This window comes from Rhodococcus sp. NPDC059968, from assembly GCF_042738615.1.
GTDB lineage: Bacteria > Actinomycetota > Actinomycetes > Mycobacteriales > Mycobacteriaceae > Rhodococcus_F.
In genome coordinates this window covers 73,579-96,415 of record NZ_JBHWUE010000010.1, presented here as the reverse complement: position 1 = coordinate 96,415, position 22,837 = coordinate 73,579, and the positions used below count along the sequence as shown (strand labels likewise).

The following is a 22,837-nucleotide window of genomic DNA, read 5'->3' as shown; positions in this document are numbered from 1 at the left end:
TGGCGCATTCGACCGTAGCGGTCAGCCGCCGTGCGCGGTGACATAACCGGTCGCGCGGCCGCGGGTGTCGAGTTCCCACCCCATCCGCTTCCGGGACCGGAGTGTCACCGACGAGTCGATGATCTCGAGGCTGGGGGCACGGCTCTCCAGCCACTCCTGCACCCGCAACAGGTCGGGCAGCGAAGGCACCCACATGCTGACGAGGAAGTTGGCAGGGCCGGTGAGCGACATGCACAACCTCAGTTCGGGCCGGGTGTTGACGACCTCCACGACGTCCCGGTGTGCACGCACGGGCAGGCGGCACCACCACGTGACGGTGATGGGCCACCGCGTCGCGTCCTGGGCGACGTCGCAGCGCAGCACCACGGCACGGGAGCGCAGCAACCCCGCGAGCTGCCTGCGGACCGACGACGCGGGCCGATCGATGACGGAGGCGATCTCGCGCGCGGACGCCCGGCCGTTCCGGGTGAGTTCGCGGACGAGCGCGCGGGCGACCTCGTCCGTCAGGCTTTCCGGCCGAGCCGATCCGGACTGCGGAGAAGTGCTCTCCAGTGCAGCGATCGCGGCGGACTGTGCCGTGTCCAGGGAATCGAGGCGCCAGCGACTGCCCTCCGCGTGGAGTGCGGTGCACGTGTGAGTCCGGGTCGAATTGACGCTCGGGTGGCCGGGCAACTCCTCGAGCACCAGGTCCGACAACTCGCACGCATTCGGTCGAGAAAGTGACCACCGACATAAGGGAGAGCAATGAATCTCTTGGACGACGCCCGCGCCCTCCAGGGCGACCTCGTGCAACTGCGTCGCGTGCTGCACCGCGAACCGGAGGTCGGACTGGACCTGCCGCGCACGCAGGAACGTGTCCTCGAGGCGTTGGACGGCCTGCCGCTCGAGATCTCGACCGGAACGAACACGACGTCGGTAAGCACGGTGCTCCGCGGCGGCAAGCGTTCGGTCGACGCCGCGCAGACGGTGCTGCTGCGCGCCGACATGGACGGACTCCCGGTCACCGAACAGACCGGACTCGACTTCGCGGCGCAGAACGGCGCCATGCACGGATGCGGGCACGATCTGCACACCGCTGCGCTGGTCGGCGCCGCGCAACTGCTCAGCCGTCATCGCGACCAGTTGGCGGGCGACGTCGTCCTGATGTTCCAGCCCGGCGAGGAGGGGTGGGACGGCGCCAAGGTGATGGTGGACGAGGGGGTGCTCGACGCCGCCGGCCGCCGCGCCGACACCGCCTACGGCATGCACGTCTTCTCCTGCCAGAAGCCGCAGGGGCGGTTCTTCTCCAAGGCGGGCACGCTGCTCGCGGCGTCGTACAAGCTGACGGTCACGGTGCGCGGGGCGGGCGGACACGGATCGTCCCCGTCGACCGCCCGGGATCCGATCACCGCGATGGCCGAGATGATCACGTCGCTGCAGACCATGATCACCCGGACGTTCGACGTGTTCGATCCCGTCGTCGTGACGGTCGCGAACGTTCAGGCCGGGTCGCGGCACAACATCATTCCCGACGATGCGCGGTTCGAGGCGACGGTCCGGTGCTATTCGCCCGCCACGTACGAGAAGGTGCCGGCGGCGCTGCGCCGGGTGCTCGAGGGCGTGGCGTCCGCGCAACGGGTCGAGGTCGACGTCACCGTGGCTCCCGAGTTCCCGATGACGATCAACGACGTCGACGAGGTCGCGTTCGGTGCCGAAGTGGTCAGCGACCTCATGGGCGAGGACCGCTACGAGACGGTCACGCATCCGATGGCCGGGTCCGAGGACTTCTCCTACGTCCTGCAGGAAGTGCCCGGTGCGTTCATCGGACTGGGCGCGTGCATGCCCGGCGCTGATCCCGCTGCCGCTCCCATGAACCATTCGCCCCGAGCACAATTCGACGACGCGGTGCTCGCCGACGCCGCCACCATCTACGCCGGACTGGCCGTTCGACGGCTGGACAAGGCCCGCCTCGACAATGCCCGACTCGACAGTGCCGCTGTGGCGGCGGGGAGTGATGCACGATGACCGAGATCGTCACCGAGAGCGGGTCCGTGAACGCCGGCCCGGCCACTACCCAGAGGTCCGAGCGCTGGGAGAAGGCGCGTGCGATCGTCGGCGTGGGCACGGGCAACGGGATCGAGTACTTCGACTGGACCGTCTACGCGACGTTCGCCGCGTTCTTCGCCCCGCAGTTCTTCCACACCGGCTCCGCGGTCTCCGACCTGCTGGCGTCGTTCGGTGTCTTCGCCGTCGGATTCGTCGCCAGGCCGTTCGGCGGTCTGCTGTTCGGCTGGATGTCGGATCGACGGGGACGCAAGCTGTCGATGACGCTCGCCGTCGGACTGGCCGCGGTCGGCAGCCTGGTCATCGGTCTGACCCCGACTCATCAGACGATCGGCGTCGCGGCGGCGGTGGTCCTCGTCGTGGCGCGCCTCGCGCAGGGCGTCGCGCACGGCGGCGAGTTGCCGTCCGCGCAGACCTACATCGTCGAATTCGCGCCGACGGCCCGGCGTGGACTGTGGTCCAGCCTCATCTACATCTCCAACACCACCGGAGTCGTCGTCGGCACGCTTCTCGGCGCACTGCTCACGACGACGCTGAGTTCGGAGCAGATGGCCACCTGGGGCTGGCGGGTGCCGTTCCTGCTGGGCGGCGTGCTCGGTCTGTTCGTGTTGTGGATGCGGTCCCGGATGAGGGAGACCGAAGTCTACGAGGAGTCGGGCGACGAGACCGCGAAGCAGTCGATGTGGCAGCTGTTCCTGGCGCACCGGCGGCAGGTGTTCCAGATCCTGTTCTTCACGGTCGGCGGCACCGTCGTCTACTACGTGTGGGCCGTGTCGGCGCCGGCGTACGCGATCGCGGTCCGGGGCATCGATCCGGCCGGCGCACTGTGGGCGGGGGTCGGCGCAAACCTCGTACTGATTGCGTCGCTGCCGTTCTGGGGTGCGCTGTCGGACCGGATCGGACGCAAACCGGTGCTGTACATCGGCAACGTCGGCATCGCTGCCCTGCTGTTTCCGCTCAACGCCATGATCGGGCACAGCGCGGTCACGCTGTTCTTCGCGATGGCGATCGCCCTGTTCGTGATGGGCGCGATCCTGTCGGTCATGCCCGCGATGATGGCGGAACTGTTCCCCACCGGGTTGCGTGCGGCCGGTGTCGGAGTGCCGTACTCGATCGGTGTGGCGGCATTCGGCGGGACGGCCGCATATGTCCAGACATTCTTCGCGGACCGTGGTTCGCCGGAACTGTTCGAGTGGTACGCGCTCGCGCTGGTCGCGGTCTCGATCGCCGCACTGATCACGATTCCCGAGACCCGGGGACGGGATCTCGCGTCCCAGACGTAGTGCACGTGAGTGGCAAAGCGTGCTCCCGTGCGCTTTGCCACTCACATGCGGGTGAGGCTCTATCTTGAAGCGGTGAAGACACACTCGGTACGAATGGCGCGAGCCGCGGCAAGCGTCGCGATCGCATCCCTGACGGTGGGCGGCACCTGCCTCGCCTCCCCGGCCGCGTTCGCCGACGAGGCCGAACGCGCGCCGGGGGGCGTTGTGAACGTCGAGCCGCTGCCGACCGGCCTCTGGATCCCCGGCACCGCCGACGCGCAGCGAATCACCTACTGGTCGATCGGGTCCGACGGGAGCCCCGCACTCAGCAGCGGCGCCGTGTACGTGCCACCGGGGGAGGCGCCCGACGGGGGCTGGCCGGTGGTCGCGTGGGCGCACGGCACGTCCGGGCTCGCGGACGACTGCGCGCCCTCCCTCGTCGGGCCCGCGCTCCCCGAGCGTGACTACCCGTATCTCGGACACTGGCTCGAGCAGGGATATGCCGTCGTCTCCACCGACTACGTCGGCCTCGGCACACCCGGTGTGATGCCGTACCTCGACGGAAAGGTCGAGGCGCACAGCGTCGTCGACTCGGTGAAGGCCGCCCGCGCCGTCGACGAGTCCCTGTCGGACAAGTGGGTGGTGGTCGGCCAGTCGCAGGGCGGCGGCGCCGCGATCACCACCGCCCGCTACGCCACCGAGTACGGCGGGGAGACGCTGGACTACCGCGGGGCAGTGGGAACGGGCGTACCCGCGAACATCGAGCTGACACTGCTGCCGCTGGGCCCGGGAGTGCCACCCACGGCGATCCCCGCCGGCCTCACGTCGTACCTGTTCTACATCCTCGCGGGACTGCGGTCGGCGCACCCCGAGATCGACCTCGACTCGTACCTCACCCCGCTCGGCGCCCAGTACGTGAACGCCGCCGAGCAGCTGTGCGTCAACGAACTGCACGACGTCGTGGAAGGTGTGGTGGTCGGCGACCTGTTCAGCAAACCGCTGAACCAGATCCCGAACTTCCACGGGCTGCTCGTGGACTACATGGGCGTCCCGACGAGTGGGTACGACCGTCCCCTGTTCATCGGGCAGGGGCTCACCGACATCGACGTGCCCGCACCGTCGGCGTTCTCGCTGGTCGCGGCCCTGACCGCCAACGGTGAGCCGGTCACGTTCAAGACCTATCCCACCGACCACAGCGGCACGCTCATCGATTCGCAGGCCGACACCATCCCGTTCGTGCGGGGGCTGTTCGACTGAGGGAACTCGGCACTGTCCGGATTCCGGACAGTTGCTCGCCGCGTCCGCAGGCACTATGGCGTGGGTCACACTGTGTGGGTACGTTCGGGTGTGAGTCGTGCGCCGATGCACGACCGGATTCGTGCGCGGCAAGGAGTCGAGGTTGGAGTTTGGCGGCATGACCGGGCACGCGGCGATGCGGCCGGAGATTGCGTTGTCCTGGAAGCGTTCGGCGCTCAGCGGCCTGGAACCGAGTTCGACGCCGACCGGTGACCCCTGCTCCGACCTGGACAAGTCCAGTCGCCTGCTGCAGGCGGCCCGACCCGTGCTCGACGAAATGGAACAGCAGATCCAGGGCACCGGATTCTGTGTCCTGCTCGCCGACCGCGACTGCCGCATCGTCGCCCGGCTCTTCGACGGCCCCAAACTCGAGCGCCTGATCGACGGCGCCGGGGCGGTGCTGGGGTCGAGGTTCGGCGAGGACTGCGTCGGGACCACCGCGCTGGGGACGCCGATGGAAGTCCGGCGTGGTGTCGTGATCCACGGCGAGGAGCACTACCTCGAGCGGTTCAAGGACCTTAGCTGCTACGGCCACCCGATCGTCCATCCGGTGACGCGCCGCGTCGAGGGCATCCTCGACATGACGGGCGTCGCGTCGCGCGCCAACCCGCTGTTCGCCCCGTTCCTGGCCCGCGCGGCCGGGGACATCGAACGACGACTGCTCGAAGGGTCCCGGGTGTCTCAGCAGCGGCTCGTGGACGCGTTCCAGCGGGTGTCGCCGCAGAATCAGATGGCGGTCACCGCGATCGGCGAGGATATTCTGCTCAGCAACCGGGTGGCGCTCGACCTGCTCCAGGTGTCCGATCACGCGACCCTGCGGGGGCTTGCCGCGGACCTGCGCCCGGAGCAGTCGAAGACGGTGCGGATCCAATTGTCCTCGGGCGAACCGGCGTTGGTCCGCGCCGACCACGTGGCAGGCACGGACGGCGGGGCCGTTTTCGTCGTCCGCCTGGATCGCCGGACGAGCACCCCCATCCGACGCGGAAAGTCTCCGTCGAGTTCCGTCGTCGAACGCAGCAGGGCGGAGTTGTCGCGGCTGCGCGAGACCCGGGAGCCGGTGGTGATCAGCGGCGAACCGGGAACCGGCAGGACGACGGCGGTTCGTGATCTGGCCGGCGACCAGTCGCTCGTATGTATGGACACGGCCGCCATCGCTCTCGATGGCGCCGAGGCCTGGATCGACCGGCTTCTCACGCTGGCCACGGGATCCTCCGCGGTCCTGGCGATCGAGGAAGTGCAACTGCTGCCCGAGTCGATGCTGCCGCTGGTCGTGAAGATGCCAGCGGCCGACGCGGGGCCACGAATCGTGATGACGAGTTCTCCCCTCGGTGATCTGCCACCGGGCGTTGCGGGTCTGGTCGGCCGCTGCCCGGGACAGGTGGTGCTTCCGCCGCTGCGGCAACGCAGCCGCGAATTCGCGGACATCGCGCAGGGAATTCTCGATTCCGTCGATCCCGGTCTCCGGCTCACCGCGAGCGCGCTCGACGCTCTGATCGCCCGCGACTGGCCGGGGAACATCGCGGAACTGTCCGTCGTGCTGCAGGCGGCCGCGGGCAGGCGCACCAGCGCGAACATCGCCGTCGCGGATCTACCCGACCAGTATCGGACGCCGACGCGGGTGTCCCGGCTGGCCGGCCGCGAGCGCGCCGAACGCCAGGCCATCGTCGACGCACTGCAGGAATGCGGCGGCAACAAGGTGCACGCCGCGGCCGCGCTGGGCATCAGCCGCAGCACGCTCTACGTGCGGATCAGAGCCCTGGATATCACCGTCTAGCTGCAGTTTCATCCACCGATCCGCGACCGTCCGGAGGTGTCCGAAGTCAGGACAGTTAGTGATATGGCAACCAGTGCACTATGAGCCACGTCACATTCGCAACTTCGGAGGTTTTGATGACAGCGACGATCGAACCCAGCCAAGCGGAACTCTTGCCGTCGGTACGGAACTTTCTGTCCGGCACCAAGCGATTCCTCGTCGGAGGGCAGTGGGTGGAATCGGCGAGCGGCGAGACGTTCGAGACGATCGACCCGGCCAACGGGCAGGTGCTGACCACCGTCGCGCGCGGTGGCGCCGAAGACGTCGACCGGGCGGTCCGCGCCGCACGCACGGCATTCGACGAGGGCCCGTGGTCGACGATGAAGCCCAACGAGCGGGAACGGCTGATCTGGCGGGTGGGCGACATCCTCTCCGAGCGCGCCGAAGAATTCGGTCAGCTCGAGGCGCTGGACAACGGCAAGTCGGCGGGCATCGCCGCGGCTGTCGACGTCGCCTGGTCGGCCGACATCTTCCGCTACTTCGCGGGCTGGGCCACCAAGATCGAAGGCAGCACGGTCAACGTGAGCATGCCGTTCGTTCCCGGCGGCCAGTTCCACGCGTACACGCTGCGTGAACCCGTCGGCGTCTGCGGGCTGATCGTTCCCTGGAACTTCCCGCTGCTCATGGCCGCATTCAAGTTGGCCCCCGCGCTCGCCGCCGGAAACACGGTGATCCTCAAGCCCGCGGAGCAGACCCCGCTCACCGCGATCCTGCTCGGCGAGGTGTTCGAGGAGGCCGGCTTCCCGCCGGGCGTCGTCAACATCGTCACCGGCTACGGCGATGCCGGGGCGGCACTCTCGGCGCACGACGACGTCGACAAGATCGCGTTCACCGGCTCAACCGAGGTCGGGAAGAAGATCGTCGACGCCGCCCGGGGCAACCTCAAGAAAGTGTCGCTCGAACTCGGCGGCAAGAGCGCCAATGTCGTGTTCGCGGACGCGGACTTCGACGCCGCCGTCACCGGATCGCTCAATGCCTGGCTGTTCAACCACGGTCAGTGCTGCGTCGCAGGCACCCGGATGTTCGTCGAGGACAGCATCTTCGACGACTTCACCGCAGCGGTTGCCGAGGCCGCCGGCCAGGTCAAGATCGGCCCCGGACTCGATCCCACCACCCAGCTCGGACCGCTGGTGTCGCAGGAGCAGTTCGACAAGGTCACCGGTTACCTGGCCGCCGGACTCGCCGACGGCGCCCGCGCCCTCACCGGCGGAAAGCGCTGGGGCGACACCGGCTTCTACGTCGAGCCGACGGTGTTCGTGGACGTGAAGCCCGAGTTCAGCATCGTCGAGGAGGAGATCTTCGGCCCCGTCGTCGCAGCGCTCCCGTTCAACGCCGAGGAGGGAGTCGCGAAGGCGGCGAACAGCAGCATCTACGGCCTCGCCGCCGGAATCTGGACCAAGGACCTGTCCAAGGCGCACCTCACGGCCCGTCAGCTCAAGGCCGGTTCGGTGTGGATCAACCAGTACAACGGGTTCGACACCGCCATGCCGTTCGGCGGATACAAGCAGTCCGGTTGGGGACGTGAGCTCGGGGCGACCGCCATCGACCTCTACACCCAGACCAAAGCCGTCAACATCGCACTCTGACCGTCACTCAACGAGGAGAAGACATGAAGACCAAAGCAGCGGTTCTGTTCGAAACGCACAAGCCGTTCGAGATCGTGGAACTCGAGCTGGACGGTCCGGGTCCCGGAGAAGTGCTCATCAAGTATGTCGCGGCAGGCCTGTGCCATTCGGACCTGCACCTGACCGACGGCGATCTGCCGCCGCGGTTCCCGATCGTCGGCGGGCACGAAGGTTCCGGCATCATCGAGGAAGTCGGCCCCGGTGTCACCAAGGTGAAGCCCGGCGACCACGTGGTCTGCAGCTTCATCCCGAACTGCGGCACGTGTCGCTACTGCGCCACCGGCCGCCAGAACCTGTGTGACATGGGCGCCACCATCCTCGAGGGCTCGATGCCCGACGGCTCGTTCCGGTTCCACTCGGACAAGGAGGATTTCGGTGCCATGTGCATGCTCGGCACGTTCGCGGAGCGCGCCACGATCTCGCAGCACTCGGTGGTGAAGGTGGACGACTGGCTCCCGCTGGAGACCGCCGTCCTCGTCGGCTGCGGTGTGCCGTCCGGTTGGGGCACCGCGGTGTACGCCGGCGGAGTTCGCGCCGGTGACACCGTCGTCATCTACGGCATCGGCGGACTCGGCATCAACGCCGTGCAGGGTGCGGTCAGCTCCGGCGCCAAGTACGTCGTGGTGGTGGATCCGGTGGCGATGAAGCGGGAGGCCGCGCTGAAGTTCGGCGCCACCCACGCGTTCGCGGACGCCGCGACCGCCGCGGAGAAGGTCAACGAACTGACCTGGGGTCAGGGCGCCGATCAGGCCCTCATCCTGGTGGGCACCGTCGACGAAGAGGTGGTGCAGAACGCGACCGCCGTCATCGGCAAGGGCGGCACCGTTGTCATCACCGGCCTCGCCGACCCTGCCAAGCTCACGGTGCACATCTCGGGAACCGACCTGACCCTGAACCAGAAGACGATCAAGGGTTCGCTGTTCGGCTCGGCCAACCCGCAGTACGACATCGTCCGCCTGCTGCGCCTGTACGACGCGGGCCAGCTCAAGCTCGACGAGCTGATCACCACCAAGTACACGCTCGAGCAGGTGAACGAGGGCTACCAGGATCTGCGGGACGGAAAGAACCTGCGTGGCGTGATCGTCCACCAGCAGTAGGCGGCTTCGCCGCCCGTGCGCCTTTCTGGTTGTGCTAGCTACCAGAAAGGCGCACGGGCGCTCCGCGCCACACATCGGCGAGCAGGTCGTACGTCTTCAGCCAGGACTCGGTGTTCTCGGCATGGGAGGCGACGATCAGCTCGTCGGCCTGCGCGTGCTCGGCGAACTCGTCGAGGTACGTCTTGACCTCGGTGGGGGTGCCGACGGCGGAGTAGCGCACCATCTGCGCGACCTGCTGACCCGCCGGGGACGTCATGATGAGGTCGACCTCCTCGGGGGTGAATTTCTGCCCGCGACCGACCATCTGCACCACCCGCCGCCGCAGGGACGCTTCGAACTGTCGATGCGCGTCCTCGGTGGTGTCCGCGGCGATGGCGTTGACGCCGGCGATCACGTACGGCTCGGACAGGTCCTCGGACGGCTCGAACCGCTCCCGGTACAGCGTGACGGCGTCGACGAGCGAGTCGGGGGAGAAGTGGGACGCGTTGGCGTACGGGAGGCCGAGCTTCGCGGCGAGCTGCGCGCCGAACAGTGAGGACCCGAGGATGTAGAGGGGAACGTTCGTGCCCTTGCCGGGGATCGCGTCGACGCCGGGAACCCGTGACACACCTCGGAGGTATGCCTGGAGTTCCAGGACATCCTGCGGGAACCGGTCCGCGGACGCCGGGTCGCGGCGCAGCGCGTACATCGTCTTCTGGTCGCTGCCGGGGGCGCGTCCGAGTCCGAGGTCGATGCGACCGGGGTGCAGTGTTGCGAGGGTGCCGAACTGCTCGGCGATCGTCAGCGGCGCGTGGTTGGGCAGCATGATGCCGCCGGCGCCGAGCCGGATGTTCTCGGTGTGCGCGGCGACGTGCGCGATGAGGACGCTCGTCGCGGACGAGCCGATCGAGGGCATGTTGTGGTGCTCCGCATACCAGATGCGGCGGTACCCGCGGGTCTCCGCGAGTTGCGCGAGCTTCACGCTCGCATCGAAACTGTCCCGCGCCGTGTCGCCCTCGCGGATGTAAGCCAGATCCAGAATCGACAGAACAGCGCTCACCGGATTCGTCACCTTTCGTCACCAAAAAACAGGCGCGAGAGGTTAGCCTCGCGCACTACCTCTGGGTGTAACCGCAGAGGTAGTGCGCGTATTCCGGCCTGCCGGAACGGTCAGGCGTCGACCAAGGGACGCAGCGTGCGCCCGGTGAGTTCGACGATGCCGGGTTCGTGCCCGTTGGCGACGAGATTGAGGACGATGCCGTCGATTCCCGCGTCGAGGACTCGGGTCTTCAGCTGCTCGGCCACCTCGTCGGGGGCACCGCAGAACTGCCGGTCGGTGGCGGCGGCGCGTTCCTCGTCCGACGCCTTCGACAGGTCGACGCCCTGCGTAAGCAGGAAGTCGTGCTGGAGTTGCCGGGCGCGGTCGCCGTCCTCGTCGATGATGACGAAGGCCAGGTAGCTGGTTTCCAGCGTGGACCGGTCGCGACCGATCTCCGAGCACCGGGCATCGAGGGCCTCGAGCTTGCGTGGCAGTTCACCGGCATTGCAGATGATGTTCAGGTGGTCCGCGAACCGGGCGGCGAGACCGAACGTCTTCTTCTCACCACCACCGCCGAGCATGATCGGCAGGTTGTCGCGTATCCGCGGTTCGTTGATCGCGTTCTCGACGTGATACCACTTGCCGTCGAATGTCGGACGTTCGCCGTGCAGCATCGGCGCGATGATCTGCAGCGCCTCGTCTAGTCGTTCGAATCGGTCGGTGAACGTGCCGAACTCGTAGCCGTACTGGTTGTGCTCGAGTTCGAACCAGCCGGCGCCGATGCCGAGGACGGCCCGTCCGCCGCTGGCGACGTCCAAGGTGGTCACCGACTTGGCGAGCATCGGCGGGTTGCGGTAGGTGTTGCCGGTGACCAGCGCGGACAGCTGGATGTTGTCGGTGGCCGTGGCGAGGGCGCCGAGGGCGGTGTATGCCTCGAGCATCGGTTCGTCGGGCGCACCGAGGCCCGGCAGCTGATAGAAGTGGTCCATCACGAATGCGGTGTCGAAACCCGCGGATTCGGCCTCACGGGCCTGCGCGATAACGGTCGGGAACAGGTCCGCGACGGGGGTGGAGTAACTGAAATTCGGCATCTGGTATCCAAGGCGAATAGTCACCCGTTCGACGCTACTCGGATGGCGGCCCGGGCACCTCTCATAATTCGAGGGTAGGCAGATGCGCACCCTGGGGTGCCTGGTGGAGGCGGTGCGGGTCGACGAGGCTGATGGTTGGTGCCGTATACGGCGCCGATCCGATATCCGCGACGACTCTGCACAGTGGGGTGATGGAGTGCAGAGCACAGCCCGAGGGGGGACGATGAACTTCGATTTCGATTCGCAGCAGTCCGGCGGCACGGCGTGCGCCTGCCCGGACAGGCCCACGTATATCCGGCCTGAAGTCGCCATCGTGGAACGCCCGCTGGGGCACCCGACGCGATCGACCGTGGGCGCCTTTCCGCTGACCGCGGCACAACGATCCATCTGGTTCGCGCAACAGCTCACGCCGGAGATCCCGTACGTCATCGCCCACTACGTCGATCTGCACGGTCCGGTCGAACTTGCCGTTCTGTGTGACGCCACCCGTCGCACGAATCTCGAATTCGGCTGGGGAGCGGTGCGCCTGGTGGACATCGACGGACAGCCGCATCAGATCGTGGACCCGACCGTCGACGAGCGGGTACCCACCACCGACCTTCGCGGCGAGGACGATCCCGTCGACGCTGCCCACCGCTGGATGCGGAACGACCGGAGCGCACGCACCGACATGTACGACGGACCGCTCCTCGTCTCGCACATTCTGCAGCTGGGCGACGATCACTACTACTGGTACTCCCGCGCCCACCACATCGTGTCGGACGGGTACGCCGCGATGATGCTGATGAGCCGCACGGCCGAACTGTATGTCGCTGCCCTCGAGGGCAGGGAACCGCCGGACAGCCGGATCGTGGGACCGGAACGTCTCGTGCGGGAAGACGCGACCTACCGTGCCTCCACCCGGTTCGCCCGGGACCGCGACTACTGGCGCGGGCAGGGCAGCGACCTGGCTTCGGTCCTCAGCCTCAGCGGTCGCACGGCGCGACCGGACACCGACGCCCGGACGGCGACCGGGCACACGAGTCCGAGCGGGAGCTCACGGAATTCGACGGCCGTGACGATCGCCGCCTTCGCCTCCTATCTCGCCAGGATGACCGGTGTCGACGACGTAGTCCTGTCGCTGCCGGTGTCGGCGAGGACGACGGCCCGGCTCAGGTATTCGGGCGGTTCGGTCTCCAATGTGATCCCGTTGCGGCTGAACGGAATCGGCTCTGCCACCGTCCGTCACGCGGTCGGAACCGCCGAGACGGCGTTGACGGCGGCACTGCGCCATCAACGCTACCGCCGCGAAGACATCGGCCGGGACCTCGGCACGGGCGGTGTCGAACTCCTGCATTTCGGTCCGGTGGTCAACGTCATGATGTTCACGAAGGAGATCACGCTGGGCGCCGTGAACGGGACGGTCCGGGTACTCACCACCGGTCCCGTCGCCGACCTCGCCGTCAACATCTATCCCGGGGCCGAGGGCAGTGCCGCCCGGATCGATTTCGAGGGAAATCCGGCACTGTACGACCACGCCGAACTGACCGGACATCACGCGCGTTTCCTCGCCTACCTCGACAGGTTCACCGCATCGATCGAGTCGGAACGACCGGTCGCCGACCTCGACGTCTTCCTCGCCGGCGAACGCGAAAAATTCGCTCCCGCGCAGGGACTTCCGGATGCCGACCCGATCACACTCGACCGTCTCCTCGCGGGGACCGTCGCGGACCACCCGGAGGCGATCGCGATCCGCGACCGCGGGCGTGAACTGTCCTACGGCGACCTGGACCGGCTCGCCGGGCGGCTCGCCCGGCTCCTGACCGGCCGGGGCATCGGACCCGAGAGCATCGTCGCGGTCTCCATCCCGCGGTCGATGGAGTCGGTGCTGGCGTTGTGGGCGGTCGCGAAGGCCGGCGCGGCCTACGTTCCGATCGATCCCTCGCACCCGAGCGCTCGCATCGCGTACACCCTGGACGATTGCGGCGCGACGGTCGGGCTGACCGTCCGCTCGGAGCGCGCCCGACTGCCCGGCACCGTCGCATGGCTGACCACAGATATCGACGACCTCGAAAATCTCTGTGAAGAAACCCTCCCCGATGCGGAACGGACCCGTCCGCTGCTCGTGGACCATCCCGCGTATCTGATCTACACGTCCGGGTCGACGGGAGCGCCGAAGGGCGTCGTCGTCACCCATCGCGGCCTCGCCAACCTCGCGCAGGAGATTCGAGACAAGTACGCGGTGTCCGCGCGTTCTCGTGTCCTGCATTTCGCCTCGCCGAGCTTTGACACCGCGCTCGTGGAAGTGCTCGCGGCCTGTATCGGCGGCGCGACGCTCGTCGTGACCCCGCCCGGAGTGTTCGGCGGCGAGGAACTGTCACGACTGTTGAGCGAGGAACACGTCACCCACCTCCTGACGACGCCGTCCGCCCTGGCCGCCATCGACTCCTGCGCGACGGACGAACTGGAGTTGGTGCTGGTCGGCGGGGAGGTGTGTCCGCAGGAGCTGGCGCGGCGGTGGGCCGGCGGCCGGACCATGCGGAACGCGTACGGTCCGACCGAGACGACGTGCAGCGTCACTCTCACGGATCCGGTGTCACCCGACGAGCGGATGACGATCGGCTCGCTCATGCGCGGCGTGGACGCGGTGGTTCTGGATCACCGCCTACGTCCGCTTCCGCCCGGCGCTGTCGGTGAGCTCTACCTCGCCACCCCGGCAGTCGCCCGTGGCTACCATCGGCGGCACGGGCTGACCGCTGCCCGGTTCGTCGCCGACCCGTTCGGCCGCAGTGGATCCCGGATGTTCCGCACCGGGGACGTGGTGCGGTGGACGGCGGCAGGAACGCTCGAGTTCCTGGACAGGGCGGACGACCAGATCAAGATCCGAGGATTCCGTGTCGAACTGGGCGAGATCAACGCCACGCTGAACACGCATCCGGGCGTCGCCTTCGCCGCGACGGTGGTGCAACGGAATTCGGCAGGCGATCCGAACCTGGTGTCCTACATCATGGCCGAGGGGGACACGTCGATCGATCGCGAGACGTTGAAGGCGCACCTGGCACGGTTCCTGCCGGACTACATGGTTCCGAAATCGATCATGCTCGTGAACTCGATCCCGTTGACACCGACGGGAAAGCTCGACCGGGCGGCTCTCCCGCTGCCGGAGTTCGGCTCGGATTCGGTGCCCCATCGTGACCCCGAGACCCCGGCCGAGCGCCGCGTCGCGCGGGTGTTCGCCCAGGTACTCGGTGTGGATTCGGTCGGCGCCGACGATTCCTTCTTCGATCTCAGCGGCGATTCGCTGTCGGCTATCCGGGTGGTCGCGACGATCAACGCCGAGCTGGGCACCACGTTGGGCGTGCGTGAACTCTTCGATGCGTCGACGGTCGCGGCACTCGCACGGACGATCGCGGAGGCCGGCGCACACTCGCAGAACGCGGGGCGCCCGCGCGGACCGGAGTTGGGCGCCGCACCGCTGCCGGACCTCGTGCCGCTGTCCCCGTCGCAGTACTTCATCGACCGCACCGTCGTGGAACCCGCTCTCCACAACATCCCCTTCACGGTGCGAGTACGCGGCGGATTCGACGTCGACGCCCTGCGTTCGGCGATGGCGGACGTCCTGGGCAGGCACCGCTCGTTGCGGACGGTGTTTCCCGACTCGCCGTCGGGGCCGTACCAGCATGTGCTCGACGTGGCGGAGGCGTTGCCCGACCTGACGCCGGTGGAGACCGGCGCCGCGGACATGGCGGCGCAGACGTCGGAGTTGCTGTCCGCGGGATTCGACGTGCGCCGCGAGCCTCCGCTGCGCGCCCGGCTGTTCCGGCTCGGCGACGGCGACCACCTTCTGGCCTGCGTCCTCCACCACATCGCCGCCGACGGCTGGTCGCTCGCGCCACTGGCACGAGATCTCGCCGACTCCTACCGTTCCCGGGCGACGGGCAGTGAGCCCACGTGGGAGCCGCCGATCGTGCACTACGCCGATTACACGGTGTGGCGTCGGGCACTGCTCGGGGACGAGAACGACCCGGAAAGTGTGGCGTCCCAGCAGATCGCCCACTGGACGAAGGAACTGTCGGGACTTCGGGGGGAGCTCGCGCTGCCCACCGATCGTCCCCGGCCGCGCCGGTGGACCTATCGAGCGGGACGACTTCCGTTCTCCCTCGACGAGCATGCGCATCGAGGCCTGCTTGCCACCGCGCACGAGCACCACGCCAGCCTGTTCACGGCGCTCAGGTCGGCAGTGGCGGTACTGCTCGCCCGCGTCAGCGGCGATCCCGACATCGCGATCGGAACGCCGATCGCGGGTCGGGGAGACCCCGCGCTCGACGACGTGGTGGGAATGTTCGTCAACACGCTGGTTCTGCGCACCCGGGTCGACCCGACGATGACGCTGTGCGACATCGTCGATCGATCGCGCGGCGTGGAGCTTCGGGCTCTGGCGAATGCCGACGTGCAGTTCGAGCGGCTCGTCCAGGTGCTCGACCCGCCGAGGTCGCCGTCCCTGCATCCGCTGTTCCAGGTTGCGCTGTCGCTGAACAACTTCGCTCCCGCAGCCCTGAACGTGTCCGGGCTCGACTTCGAGGTCACACCCCGTCCACTCGACATCGCCAAATGCGATCTGCACTTCCACTTCACCGAACGTCACGACGTCGACGGGAGGCCCGACGGAATCGATGCCGAACTGGTGTATTCCGCCGATCTCTACGACGCGTCCACCGCAGAGGGTTTCGTCGACACGCTGCACACCATCGTCGACCCGATCGGTAGGTGACCCGGGCGAATCGACGTGGTAGAGATAGCTTCATGAGCGGCATCCGGAGATCTGGTCGGGCAGTGGCGCTCGTCGCGGTCGTCCTCGCCCTGGCCGCCTGTTCCGACCAGGCGGGCACCGCGGTGAGCGAGCCGTCGACAACGACGACCGCGTCTGCCGCGGACACGCCCACCACCGAGGCGACCACGTCGGCGAGCCTGCCCTACAACGAGACCGAACTGCAGGTCACGGGTTCCACCGGCCGCGTCCGCTACGACGTGCTCATCCCGCAGATCGAGGGCGGAAATCCGGCCGTCACCGGCGAGTTCAACGAATCGATGCGCGCCGCACTCCAGGACCAGATCGACGGCTGGGGCACCGACGCCTTCACGCTGAGCAGCCAGGAGCACAGCGTCGCGCACATCGGCGAGCACGTGATCAGCGGGCTGCTGGTGACGTCGTGGAACGCCGATCCACCCGGTGCGCATCCCACACCGATCGTCGCGACGGTGGTGGTGAATGCCGACACGGCCACGCCGATCACGCTCGGCGATCTCTTCCCCGACCTCCCGGCCGGACTGCAGGCGCTGTCGGACGAATCCGCGCGCCTGCTCCCCGCGACGGTCGCCGGACCGGACTTCGAGCGCAGCGGCATCGAGCCGACCGAGGCGAACTTCGCGAACTGGCTGGCCACCCCGGCAGGCATGGAGATCCATTTCAACGACTACCAGGTGGGACCGCACGCGATCGGGCTCGTCACCGTCACCGTGCCGTGGGACGCCCTGGCCGACGTGATCGACCCCGCCCTGGCTCCCGTCGTGTCGAGTTAAGCGCTGCCCGACCGCTCACCGGGAACGAACCTGTGGCTGCCCCGGTGCCGCGACCTACCGTCCCAGACAGGCCTTTGCTGCCGAATGTGTCTGTCGAATGGGAGAGGAGCGCGCCCGTGAGTGCACGCACCGAAGTTGATGCTCGTGCGAATCGGATCGGCGACGTGGACGCGGTTGTCGTCGGCGCGGGATTCGCGGGTCTGTACGCCGTCCACAAGCTGCGGAGCCTGGGTCTGACCGTCCAGGGTGTGGAGGCGGCGGGAGGCGTCGGCGGAACGTGGTTCTGGAACCGCTATCCCGGCGCCCGGTGCGACGTGGAGAGCGTCGACTATTCGTACTCGTTCTCGCGGGAACTCGAGCAGGAGTGGGATTGGAGCGAGAAGTACGCCACCCAGCCCGAGATCCTGGCGTACATAAATCACGTCGCGGACCGGTTCGGCCTCCGTGACCGTTTCCTGTTCGGTACCCGCGTGACCTCCGCGGAACTGGACGAGGAGTCGCTGCGGTGGGAGGTGCGCACCGACCGCGGCGACGTCCTGTCCGCCCGGTACTGCATCTTCGCGACCGGCGCGCTGTCCACCGCGAACATGCCGAACATCGCGGGCCGCGAATCGTTCACCGGCGACACGCATCACACGGGTCAGTGGCCGCACGAGGGTGTCGACTTCACCGGCAGGCGGGTCGGGATCATCGGTACCGGTTCCTCCGGTATTCAGTCGATTCCCCTCATCGCCGAGCAGGCCGAACACCTGTACGTGTTCCAGCGCAGTGCCAACTACAGCGTCCCGGCGGGTAACCAGACATGGGACGACGAGATGCGGCGAGCGATCAAGGCCGGATACGACGAGCGCCGGAGGCTGTCCCGGGAGAGCGGTGGCGGCTCGCCGTACAACGCGCACCCGAAGTCCGCGCGGGAGGTCTCCGACGAGGAACGTCGCGACGCCTACGAGACGCGATGGAAGCTCGGCGGGGTGCTGTTCGCGAAAACCTTTCCGGATCAGACGAAGACCGAGGCCGCGAACGCGACGGCACGCGAGTTCGCGGAGGAGAAGATCCGCCTGCTCGTCGACGACCCCGCCGTCGCGGACAAGCTGATCCCGAACGATCACCCCATCGGGACCAAGCGGATCGTCACCGACACCCACTATTTCGAAACGTACAACCGGCCGAACGTCACCCTGGTGGATCTGAAGGCGGCGCCGATCGAGTCGATCACCCCGTCGGGTGTCACCACCACCGACGCCGACTTCGCCCTCGACACGCTGGTGTTCGCCACCGGATTCGACGCCATGACCGGCGCCCTCGACCGAATGCGGATCGTCGGACGCGGCGGTGTGCCGCTGTCCGAGTGCTGGAGTGCGGGTCCGAAAACCTATCTCGGTCTTGGTGTTCCGGGGTTCCCGAACCTGTTCGTCGTGACGGGGCCGGGAAGCCCGTCGGTGCTGGCGAACATGGTGCTCGGCGCCGAACAGCACGTCGACTGGATCGCGGACTGCATCGAGCACCTGTGGGAGAAGGACTACGACGCGATCGAGGCGTCCGTCCCCGCCACCGAGCAGTGGGTGGAGCACTGCCGCGAGCTCGCCGCGCAGACCCTGTTCCCGTTGGCGAACTCCTGGTACATGGGCGCGAACATCCCGGGCAAGCCCCGCGTGTTCATGCCGTACCTCGGGGGCTTCGGCGCGTACGGGCGGATCTGCGCGGACGTCGCGGAGGAGGGGTTCCGCGGTTTCGAGTTCAGCCGGTCCCGGGCGAGGCTGGCCGACCCCGTGGGATAGTTTCACGGGCATTGGTCAGCCGCGCAGGCAATTGCCTGCGCGGCTGACCAATTCGTGGGAGAACGAGTCGAGATCAGTCGGGCAGCGCGTACGTGGCCCACGCTCGAGCGAGCACGTCACCGCCCCGCGTGCACGTGACGGTGACGTCCGCCATGCGTGCGCCGTCCTGGACGTACGTCTGCTGCAGCGACGCGGAGAACGCCGCACCGGACGGCACAGCCCGCCGGATGCGGGTACGGAACCTGCGGAGCGTCCCGGGAAACTGCTCGGCGCAGTAGCGCTCCAGCAGGTCCACCGACTGGTCGTCGGGGGTCGCGGTGCCGGTGAAGCTGTTCGTCCAGAACTCGAAGACCAGCTGCTCGTCGCGGTTGCGGAGGCGGACGAGGAGGTCGTGGTCGCCGACCCTCCGGACGTGCGCGGACAGGGCGTCGTCCGACGTCCGGTGCGGTCGCAGCAGGAGGAAGTCCTGCTCGACGGCCGCCCCCGGCTCGGGTGCGACGACCACCCCGCTCGGGACGGCGTCGGCGCAGAGCCGGCGAATCTCTGCCGTGTACAGCTGCGAAGAGATGAGTGCGGCCATCGTTCCTCCCAATTTCCGGGTATGTGATCCGCACGGTAGTCGCCGCGGCCTGTGAACGGGGGGTGTGGTCCCTGTGATCGGGACGCGGAAGTTCCGCCGCGATGGGTGGATGCGAAAGCCTCTCGCTGAGTGGGAGAGTCGGGTACCGCAGCCGACCGCGAGCGCCGACTATGAGCTACACCACACCCCGAGGGTGTTCTTGACGTACAGCGAGGCGGAGGTAGACATGGCGCGCAACAGTGCCGTTGACGGCGACGAAGTCCGGATGATCGAAGTGGGATCGGCACCAACGCGTTTCGCGCGCGGGTGGCATTGCCTGGGTCTGGCGAAGACCTTCAGTGACGGCGCCCCGCATCAGATCGATGCGTTCGGCACGTCGCTGGTGGTGTTCGAGACGTCCGACGGGACCCTCAGTGTGCTCGACGCCTACTGCCGCCACATGGGTGGCAACCTGGCGCACGGCACCGTGAAGGGCGACTCCATCGCCTGCCCGTTCCACGACTGGCGCTGGGGCGGCAACGGCAAGTGCACGGGAATCCCGTATGCCCGGCGTGTCCCGCCGCTGGCGCGGACCCGGGGCTGGACGACCATCGAGCGCAACGGGCAGCTCTACGTCTGGAACGACCCGCAGGGCAACCCGCCGCCCGCCGACGTGACGATCCCCGAGATCGAGGGGTTCGGTTCTTCGGAATGGACCGACTGGACCTGGAATTCGCTGCTCGTCGAGGGTTCGCACTGCCGCGAGATCGTCGACAACGTGGTCGACATGGCGCACTTCTACTACGTCCACTTCTCGTTCCCGCGCTACTTCAAGAACGTCTTCGAAGGGCACGTCGCCACCCAGTACATGCAGTCGACGCCCCGCCACGACATCTCGGTGGGCACCAGCTATGACGACCCCAATTCGACGCTGCGCTCGGACGCGTCGTACTTCGGCCCGTCCTACATGATCGACAAGCTGTGGAGCGAAGCGAACGGCATGATGATCGAGACGGTGCTGATCAACTGCCACTACCCGGTCACCGCCGATTCGTTCGTCCTGCAGTGGGGCGCCATGGTGAAGAAGCCCGAGGGGCTGTCCGACGAGGTGGCGAACGGCATGGCGGCGCAGTTCGCCGAGGGCGTGGAACTCGGGTTCAAGCAGGACGTCGACATCTGGCTGAACAAGTCGCGCATCGACAACCCGCTGCTGTCGGAGGAGGACGGGCCGGTGTACCAGCTGCGTCGCTGGTACCAGCAGTTCTACGTGGACGTCGAGGACATCACCGACGACATGACCAAGCGCTTCGAATTCGAGATCGACACCACCAGGGCGGTGCAGAGCTGGGAGGCCGAGGTTGCCGACAACCTCGCCAACGGCGTCGTGCCGCTCGACACCAACGCCTGAGCCCGCTCGCAGAAGAAGGACACGACAGATGACCCACGAGGTTCTCGACAACATCATGGCAATCGCGGATCAGCTCCGCGATCAGGCGCCCGAGGCCGAGCGGATCGGCCGGCTGCCCGACGACACGGCAAAGAAGCTCCGCGAGGCCGGCCCGATCAAGCTCCTCCAGCCCGGCAAGTACGGCGGCTACGAGGCTCATCCGCGCGAGTTCGCGGAGACGGTGATGGCCGCGGCGTCCCTTGACCCGGCCACGGGCTGGGTGTGCGGCATCGTCGGCGTGCACCCCTGGCAGCTGGCGTTCGCCGATCCGAAGGTGCAGGACGAGGTGTGGGCGGCCGACTCCGACACCTGGATGGCCTCGCCGTACGCGCCGACCGGGATCGCGACCCCGGTCGACGGCGGCTACCTCTTCAGCGGACGCTGGCAGTTCTCGTCGGGAACCGATCACTGCGACTGGATCTTCCTCGGCGCGATGCTCGGCGACAGGGACGGCGCCATGGCCCTGCCGCCGAAGATGCTGCACATGATCCTGCCGCGCAGCGACTACGAGATCGTCGAGGACTCGTGGAACGTCGTCGGGCTCAAGGGCACCGGTTCCAAGGACATCATCGTCCGGAACGCCTTCGTCCCCGACTACCGGGTGATGGACGCCGACGAGGTCATGAACGGCACCGCGGTGCAGAAGTTCGGGCGCACCGAGACGCTGTACAACATGCCGTGGTCGACGATGTTCCCGCTCGGGATCTCCTCCGCCGTGGTGGGAATCGCCGAGGGCGCCCTGGCCGCGCACCTCGACTACCAGCGCGACCGCGTCGGCGCGCAGGGCACCGCGATCAAGGACGACCCCTACGTCCTGTTCGCCGTGGGCGAGGCCGCGGCCGACATCAACGCCGCCCGCCAGGAACTGCTCGCCAACGTCGACAGGATCTGGGACCTCGTCGAGTCGGGCAGAGAGGTCACCTTCGAGGACCGTGCGGCGGGACGCCGGACGCAGGTGCGGGCCGCATGGCGTGCGGTCACCGCCGTCGACCAGATCTTCGCGCGGTCGGGTGGCAATGCGCTGCGGATGGACAAGCCCCTGCAGCGGTACTGGCGGGACGCGCACGCCGGCCTGGCACACGCCATCCATGTGCCGAGCACCGTCTACCACGCCTCGGCGCTCAGCTCACTCGGCCTCGACCCGGCCGACAACCTCAAGTCGATGATCTGACCGGCGTCGGATCTCGAAAACAGCAGAAGGACAACACATGACAGACATCAAGGGGCTTGGCTACGTCAAGATCCAGACCAACGACCTGGAGCGGTGGCGCACGTTCGCGTTCGACGTGCTCGGATTCGCCGAGGGTTCGGGCCCGGACGAGGACGCACTGTACCTCCGCATGGACGAGCGCGCGGCCCGCATCGTGGTCGTGCCGGGCGAGACGGACGAGGTCGTCACCATCGGGTGGGAGGTTCGCGACCATGCGGGCCTGGTCCGGGTTCAGGAGGCGGTCGAGGGCGCCGGGATCGCCGTCAAACCGCTCTCGGTGGAAGAGGCCGACGCCCGCCGCGTCGAGGAGGTCGTCACGTTCCAGGACCCGACCGGTGCGACGATCGAGATCTTCCACGGCGCCGTCCTCGACCACAGCCCGGTGGTCACCCCGTTCGGCGCGAAGTTCGTCACGGGGGCGCAGGGCCTCGGCCACGTCGTGCTGCCGGTGATGGACTTCAGTGGCGCGTTCGACTTCTACACCGAGGTGCTCGGCTTCCTGCCTCGCGGTGCCTTCCGCATCCCGGCGCCGCCGGAGTTCGGTCCGATGCGGGTGCGCTTCCTGGGCGTCAACGAGCGTCATCACAGCCTGGCTCTGTGCCCCGCGCCGCACGGCGGTGCGCCGGGACTGGTGCACATCATGGTGGAGGTCGACACGCTCGACGCCGTCGGGCAGGCGCTCGACCGCGTCGTCAAGGACGGGTTCTCCGTCTCCTCGACCCTCGGCCGCCACACCAACGACAAGATGGTGTCGTTCTACGTGCGTGCCCCCGGCGGCTGGGACATCGAGTTCGGCACCGAGGGCATGAAGGTGGACGAGAAGTACTACTCCGCGGAGGAGATCACCGCCGACAGCTACTGGGGCCACGACTGGTCGGGAAGCGAGCCGCTGGCGGCCATGTAAAGGGGTGTCCGGGCCCGGTGTGCGTATCCACTCGATGCGTGCGCCGGGCCTGTGGGCTGTTCGGGGTCGTTCAGCCAGCACTATTGCAAATAGGTATATGCCTATTTATAGTAAGTGTCGCCAGTCACACACCGC

16 protein-coding genes are annotated in these 22,837 nt (G+C 67.7%); 12 read left to right on the top strand and 4 right to left on the bottom strand.

What is annotated here, in order from left to right; genetic code table 11:
* Positions 1–21 precede the first annotated feature (21 nt).
* Positions 22–696, bottom strand: a complete 675-nt coding sequence (locus tag ACFWAY_RS12260; protein WP_378510788.1) for an Lrp/AsnC family transcriptional regulator — start codon at positions 694–696, stop codon at positions 22–24.
* A gap of 48 nt (positions 697–744) precedes the next feature.
* On the opposite strand from ACFWAY_RS12260, the gene ACFWAY_RS12255 reads away from it, so the two are divergent.
* The 6 genes from ACFWAY_RS12255 (at position 745) to ACFWAY_RS12230 (ending at position 9,136) form a co-directional block, all read left to right on the top strand.
* Positions 745–2,004, top strand: a complete 1,260-nt coding sequence (locus tag ACFWAY_RS12255) for a M20 family metallopeptidase (protein ID WP_378510787.1) — start codon at positions 745–747, stop codon at positions 2,002–2,004.
* Positions 2,001–3,326 carry an MFS transporter gene (locus ACFWAY_RS12250; protein ID WP_378510786.1) on the top strand — a complete coding sequence of 442 codons (1,326 nt, stop codon included), beginning with the start codon at positions 2,001–2,003 and terminating at the stop codon, positions 3,324–3,326. The genes ACFWAY_RS12255 and ACFWAY_RS12250 overlap by 4 nt, the downstream gene beginning before the upstream one ends.
* A gap of 93 nt (positions 3,327–3,419) precedes the next feature.
* The gene (locus tag ACFWAY_RS12245) at positions 3,420–4,562 is read left to right on the top strand and encodes a lipase family protein (RefSeq protein ID WP_378510822.1); all 1,143 of its coding nucleotides are present in this window, start codon (positions 3,420–3,422) and stop codon (positions 4,560–4,562) included.
* A 157-nt stretch (positions 4,563–4,719) separates the two neighbouring features.
* On the top strand, positions 4,720–6,375 hold the full coding sequence (locus tag ACFWAY_RS12240) for a sigma-54-dependent Fis family transcriptional regulator (RefSeq protein WP_378510785.1): 1,656 nt from the start codon (positions 4,720–4,722) through the stop codon (positions 6,373–6,375).
* A 116-nt stretch (positions 6,376–6,491) separates the two neighbouring features.
* Positions 6,492–8,000: an aldehyde dehydrogenase family protein gene (locus ACFWAY_RS12235; protein ID WP_378454329.1), complete on the top strand. Its 1,509-nt coding sequence runs from the start codon at positions 6,492–6,494 to the stop codon at positions 7,998–8,000.
* Positions 8,001–8,023: 23 nt separating this feature from the next.
* Positions 8,024–9,136: an NDMA-dependent alcohol dehydrogenase gene (locus ACFWAY_RS12230; protein ID WP_378510784.1), complete on the top strand. Its 1,113-nt coding sequence runs from the start codon at positions 8,024–8,026 to the stop codon at positions 9,134–9,136.
* A gap of 34 nt (positions 9,137–9,170) precedes the next feature.
* On the opposite strand, the gene ACFWAY_RS12225 is transcribed toward ACFWAY_RS12230, so the two are convergent.
* The gene (locus tag ACFWAY_RS12225; RefSeq protein ID WP_378510783.1) at positions 9,171–10,175 is read right to left on the bottom strand and encodes an LLM class flavin-dependent oxidoreductase; all 1,005 of its coding nucleotides are present in this window, start codon (positions 10,173–10,175) and stop codon (positions 9,171–9,173) included.
* A gap of 110 nt (positions 10,176–10,285) precedes the next feature.
* Positions 10,286–11,269, bottom strand: coding sequence for an LLM class F420-dependent oxidoreductase (locus tag ACFWAY_RS12220; protein ID WP_378510782.1), 984 nt, complete (start codon positions 11,267–11,269; stop codon positions 10,286–10,288).
* Between the two features lie 199 nt (positions 11,270–11,468).
* On the opposite strand from ACFWAY_RS12220, the gene ACFWAY_RS12215 reads away from it, so the two are divergent.
* The 3 genes from ACFWAY_RS12215 to ACFWAY_RS12205 all read left to right on the top strand — a co-directional run bounded on the left by ACFWAY_RS12215 (position 11,469) and on the right by ACFWAY_RS12205 (position 18,582).
* Entirely contained in the window at positions 11,469–15,995 is a 4,527-nt protein-coding gene (locus tag ACFWAY_RS12215; protein WP_378510781.1) for an amino acid adenylation domain-containing protein, read from the top strand.
* Positions 15,996–16,027: 32 nt separating this feature from the next.
* Positions 16,028–16,804 carry an RsiV family protein gene (locus tag ACFWAY_RS12210; protein WP_378510780.1) on the top strand — a complete coding sequence of 259 codons (777 nt, stop codon included), beginning with the start codon at positions 16,028–16,030 and terminating at the stop codon, positions 16,802–16,804.
* A gap of 155 nt (positions 16,805–16,959) precedes the next feature.
* Positions 16,960–18,582, top strand: a complete 1,623-nt coding sequence (locus ACFWAY_RS12205; RefSeq protein ID WP_378510821.1) for a flavin-containing monooxygenase — start codon at positions 16,960–16,962, stop codon at positions 18,580–18,582.
* A gap of 73 nt (positions 18,583–18,655) precedes the next feature.
* Here the strand turns inward: ACFWAY_RS12205 and ACFWAY_RS12200 are convergent, their stop codons facing one another.
* Positions 18,656–19,162: a hypothetical protein gene (locus ACFWAY_RS12200; RefSeq protein ID WP_378510779.1), complete on the bottom strand. Its 507-nt coding sequence runs from the start codon at positions 19,160–19,162 to the stop codon at positions 18,656–18,658.
* Between the two features lie 226 nt (positions 19,163–19,388).
* Between ACFWAY_RS12200 and ACFWAY_RS12195 the strand changes: the two genes are divergently transcribed.
* From ACFWAY_RS12195 to bphC, 3 genes are read left to right on the top strand one after another with little or no spacing between them, the layout of a single operon-like run.
* A complete protein-coding gene (locus tag ACFWAY_RS12195) occupies positions 19,389–20,549 on the top strand; it encodes a Rieske 2Fe-2S domain-containing protein (RefSeq protein WP_378510778.1) in 1,161 nt (386 codons plus the stop codon).
* Positions 20,550–20,577: 28 nt separating this feature from the next.
* Complete coding sequence (locus ACFWAY_RS12190; RefSeq protein ID WP_378510777.1) at positions 20,578–21,759, top strand: acyl-CoA dehydrogenase family protein; 1,182 nt, start codon at positions 20,578–20,580, stop codon at positions 21,757–21,759.
* A gap of 37 nt (positions 21,760–21,796) precedes the next feature.
* Positions 21,797–22,702, top strand: coding sequence for a biphenyl-2,3-diol 1,2-dioxygenase (bphC, locus tag ACFWAY_RS12185; protein ID WP_378510776.1), 906 nt, complete (start codon positions 21,797–21,799; stop codon positions 22,700–22,702).
* The last annotated feature ends 135 nt before the right edge of the window (positions 22,703–22,837 follow it).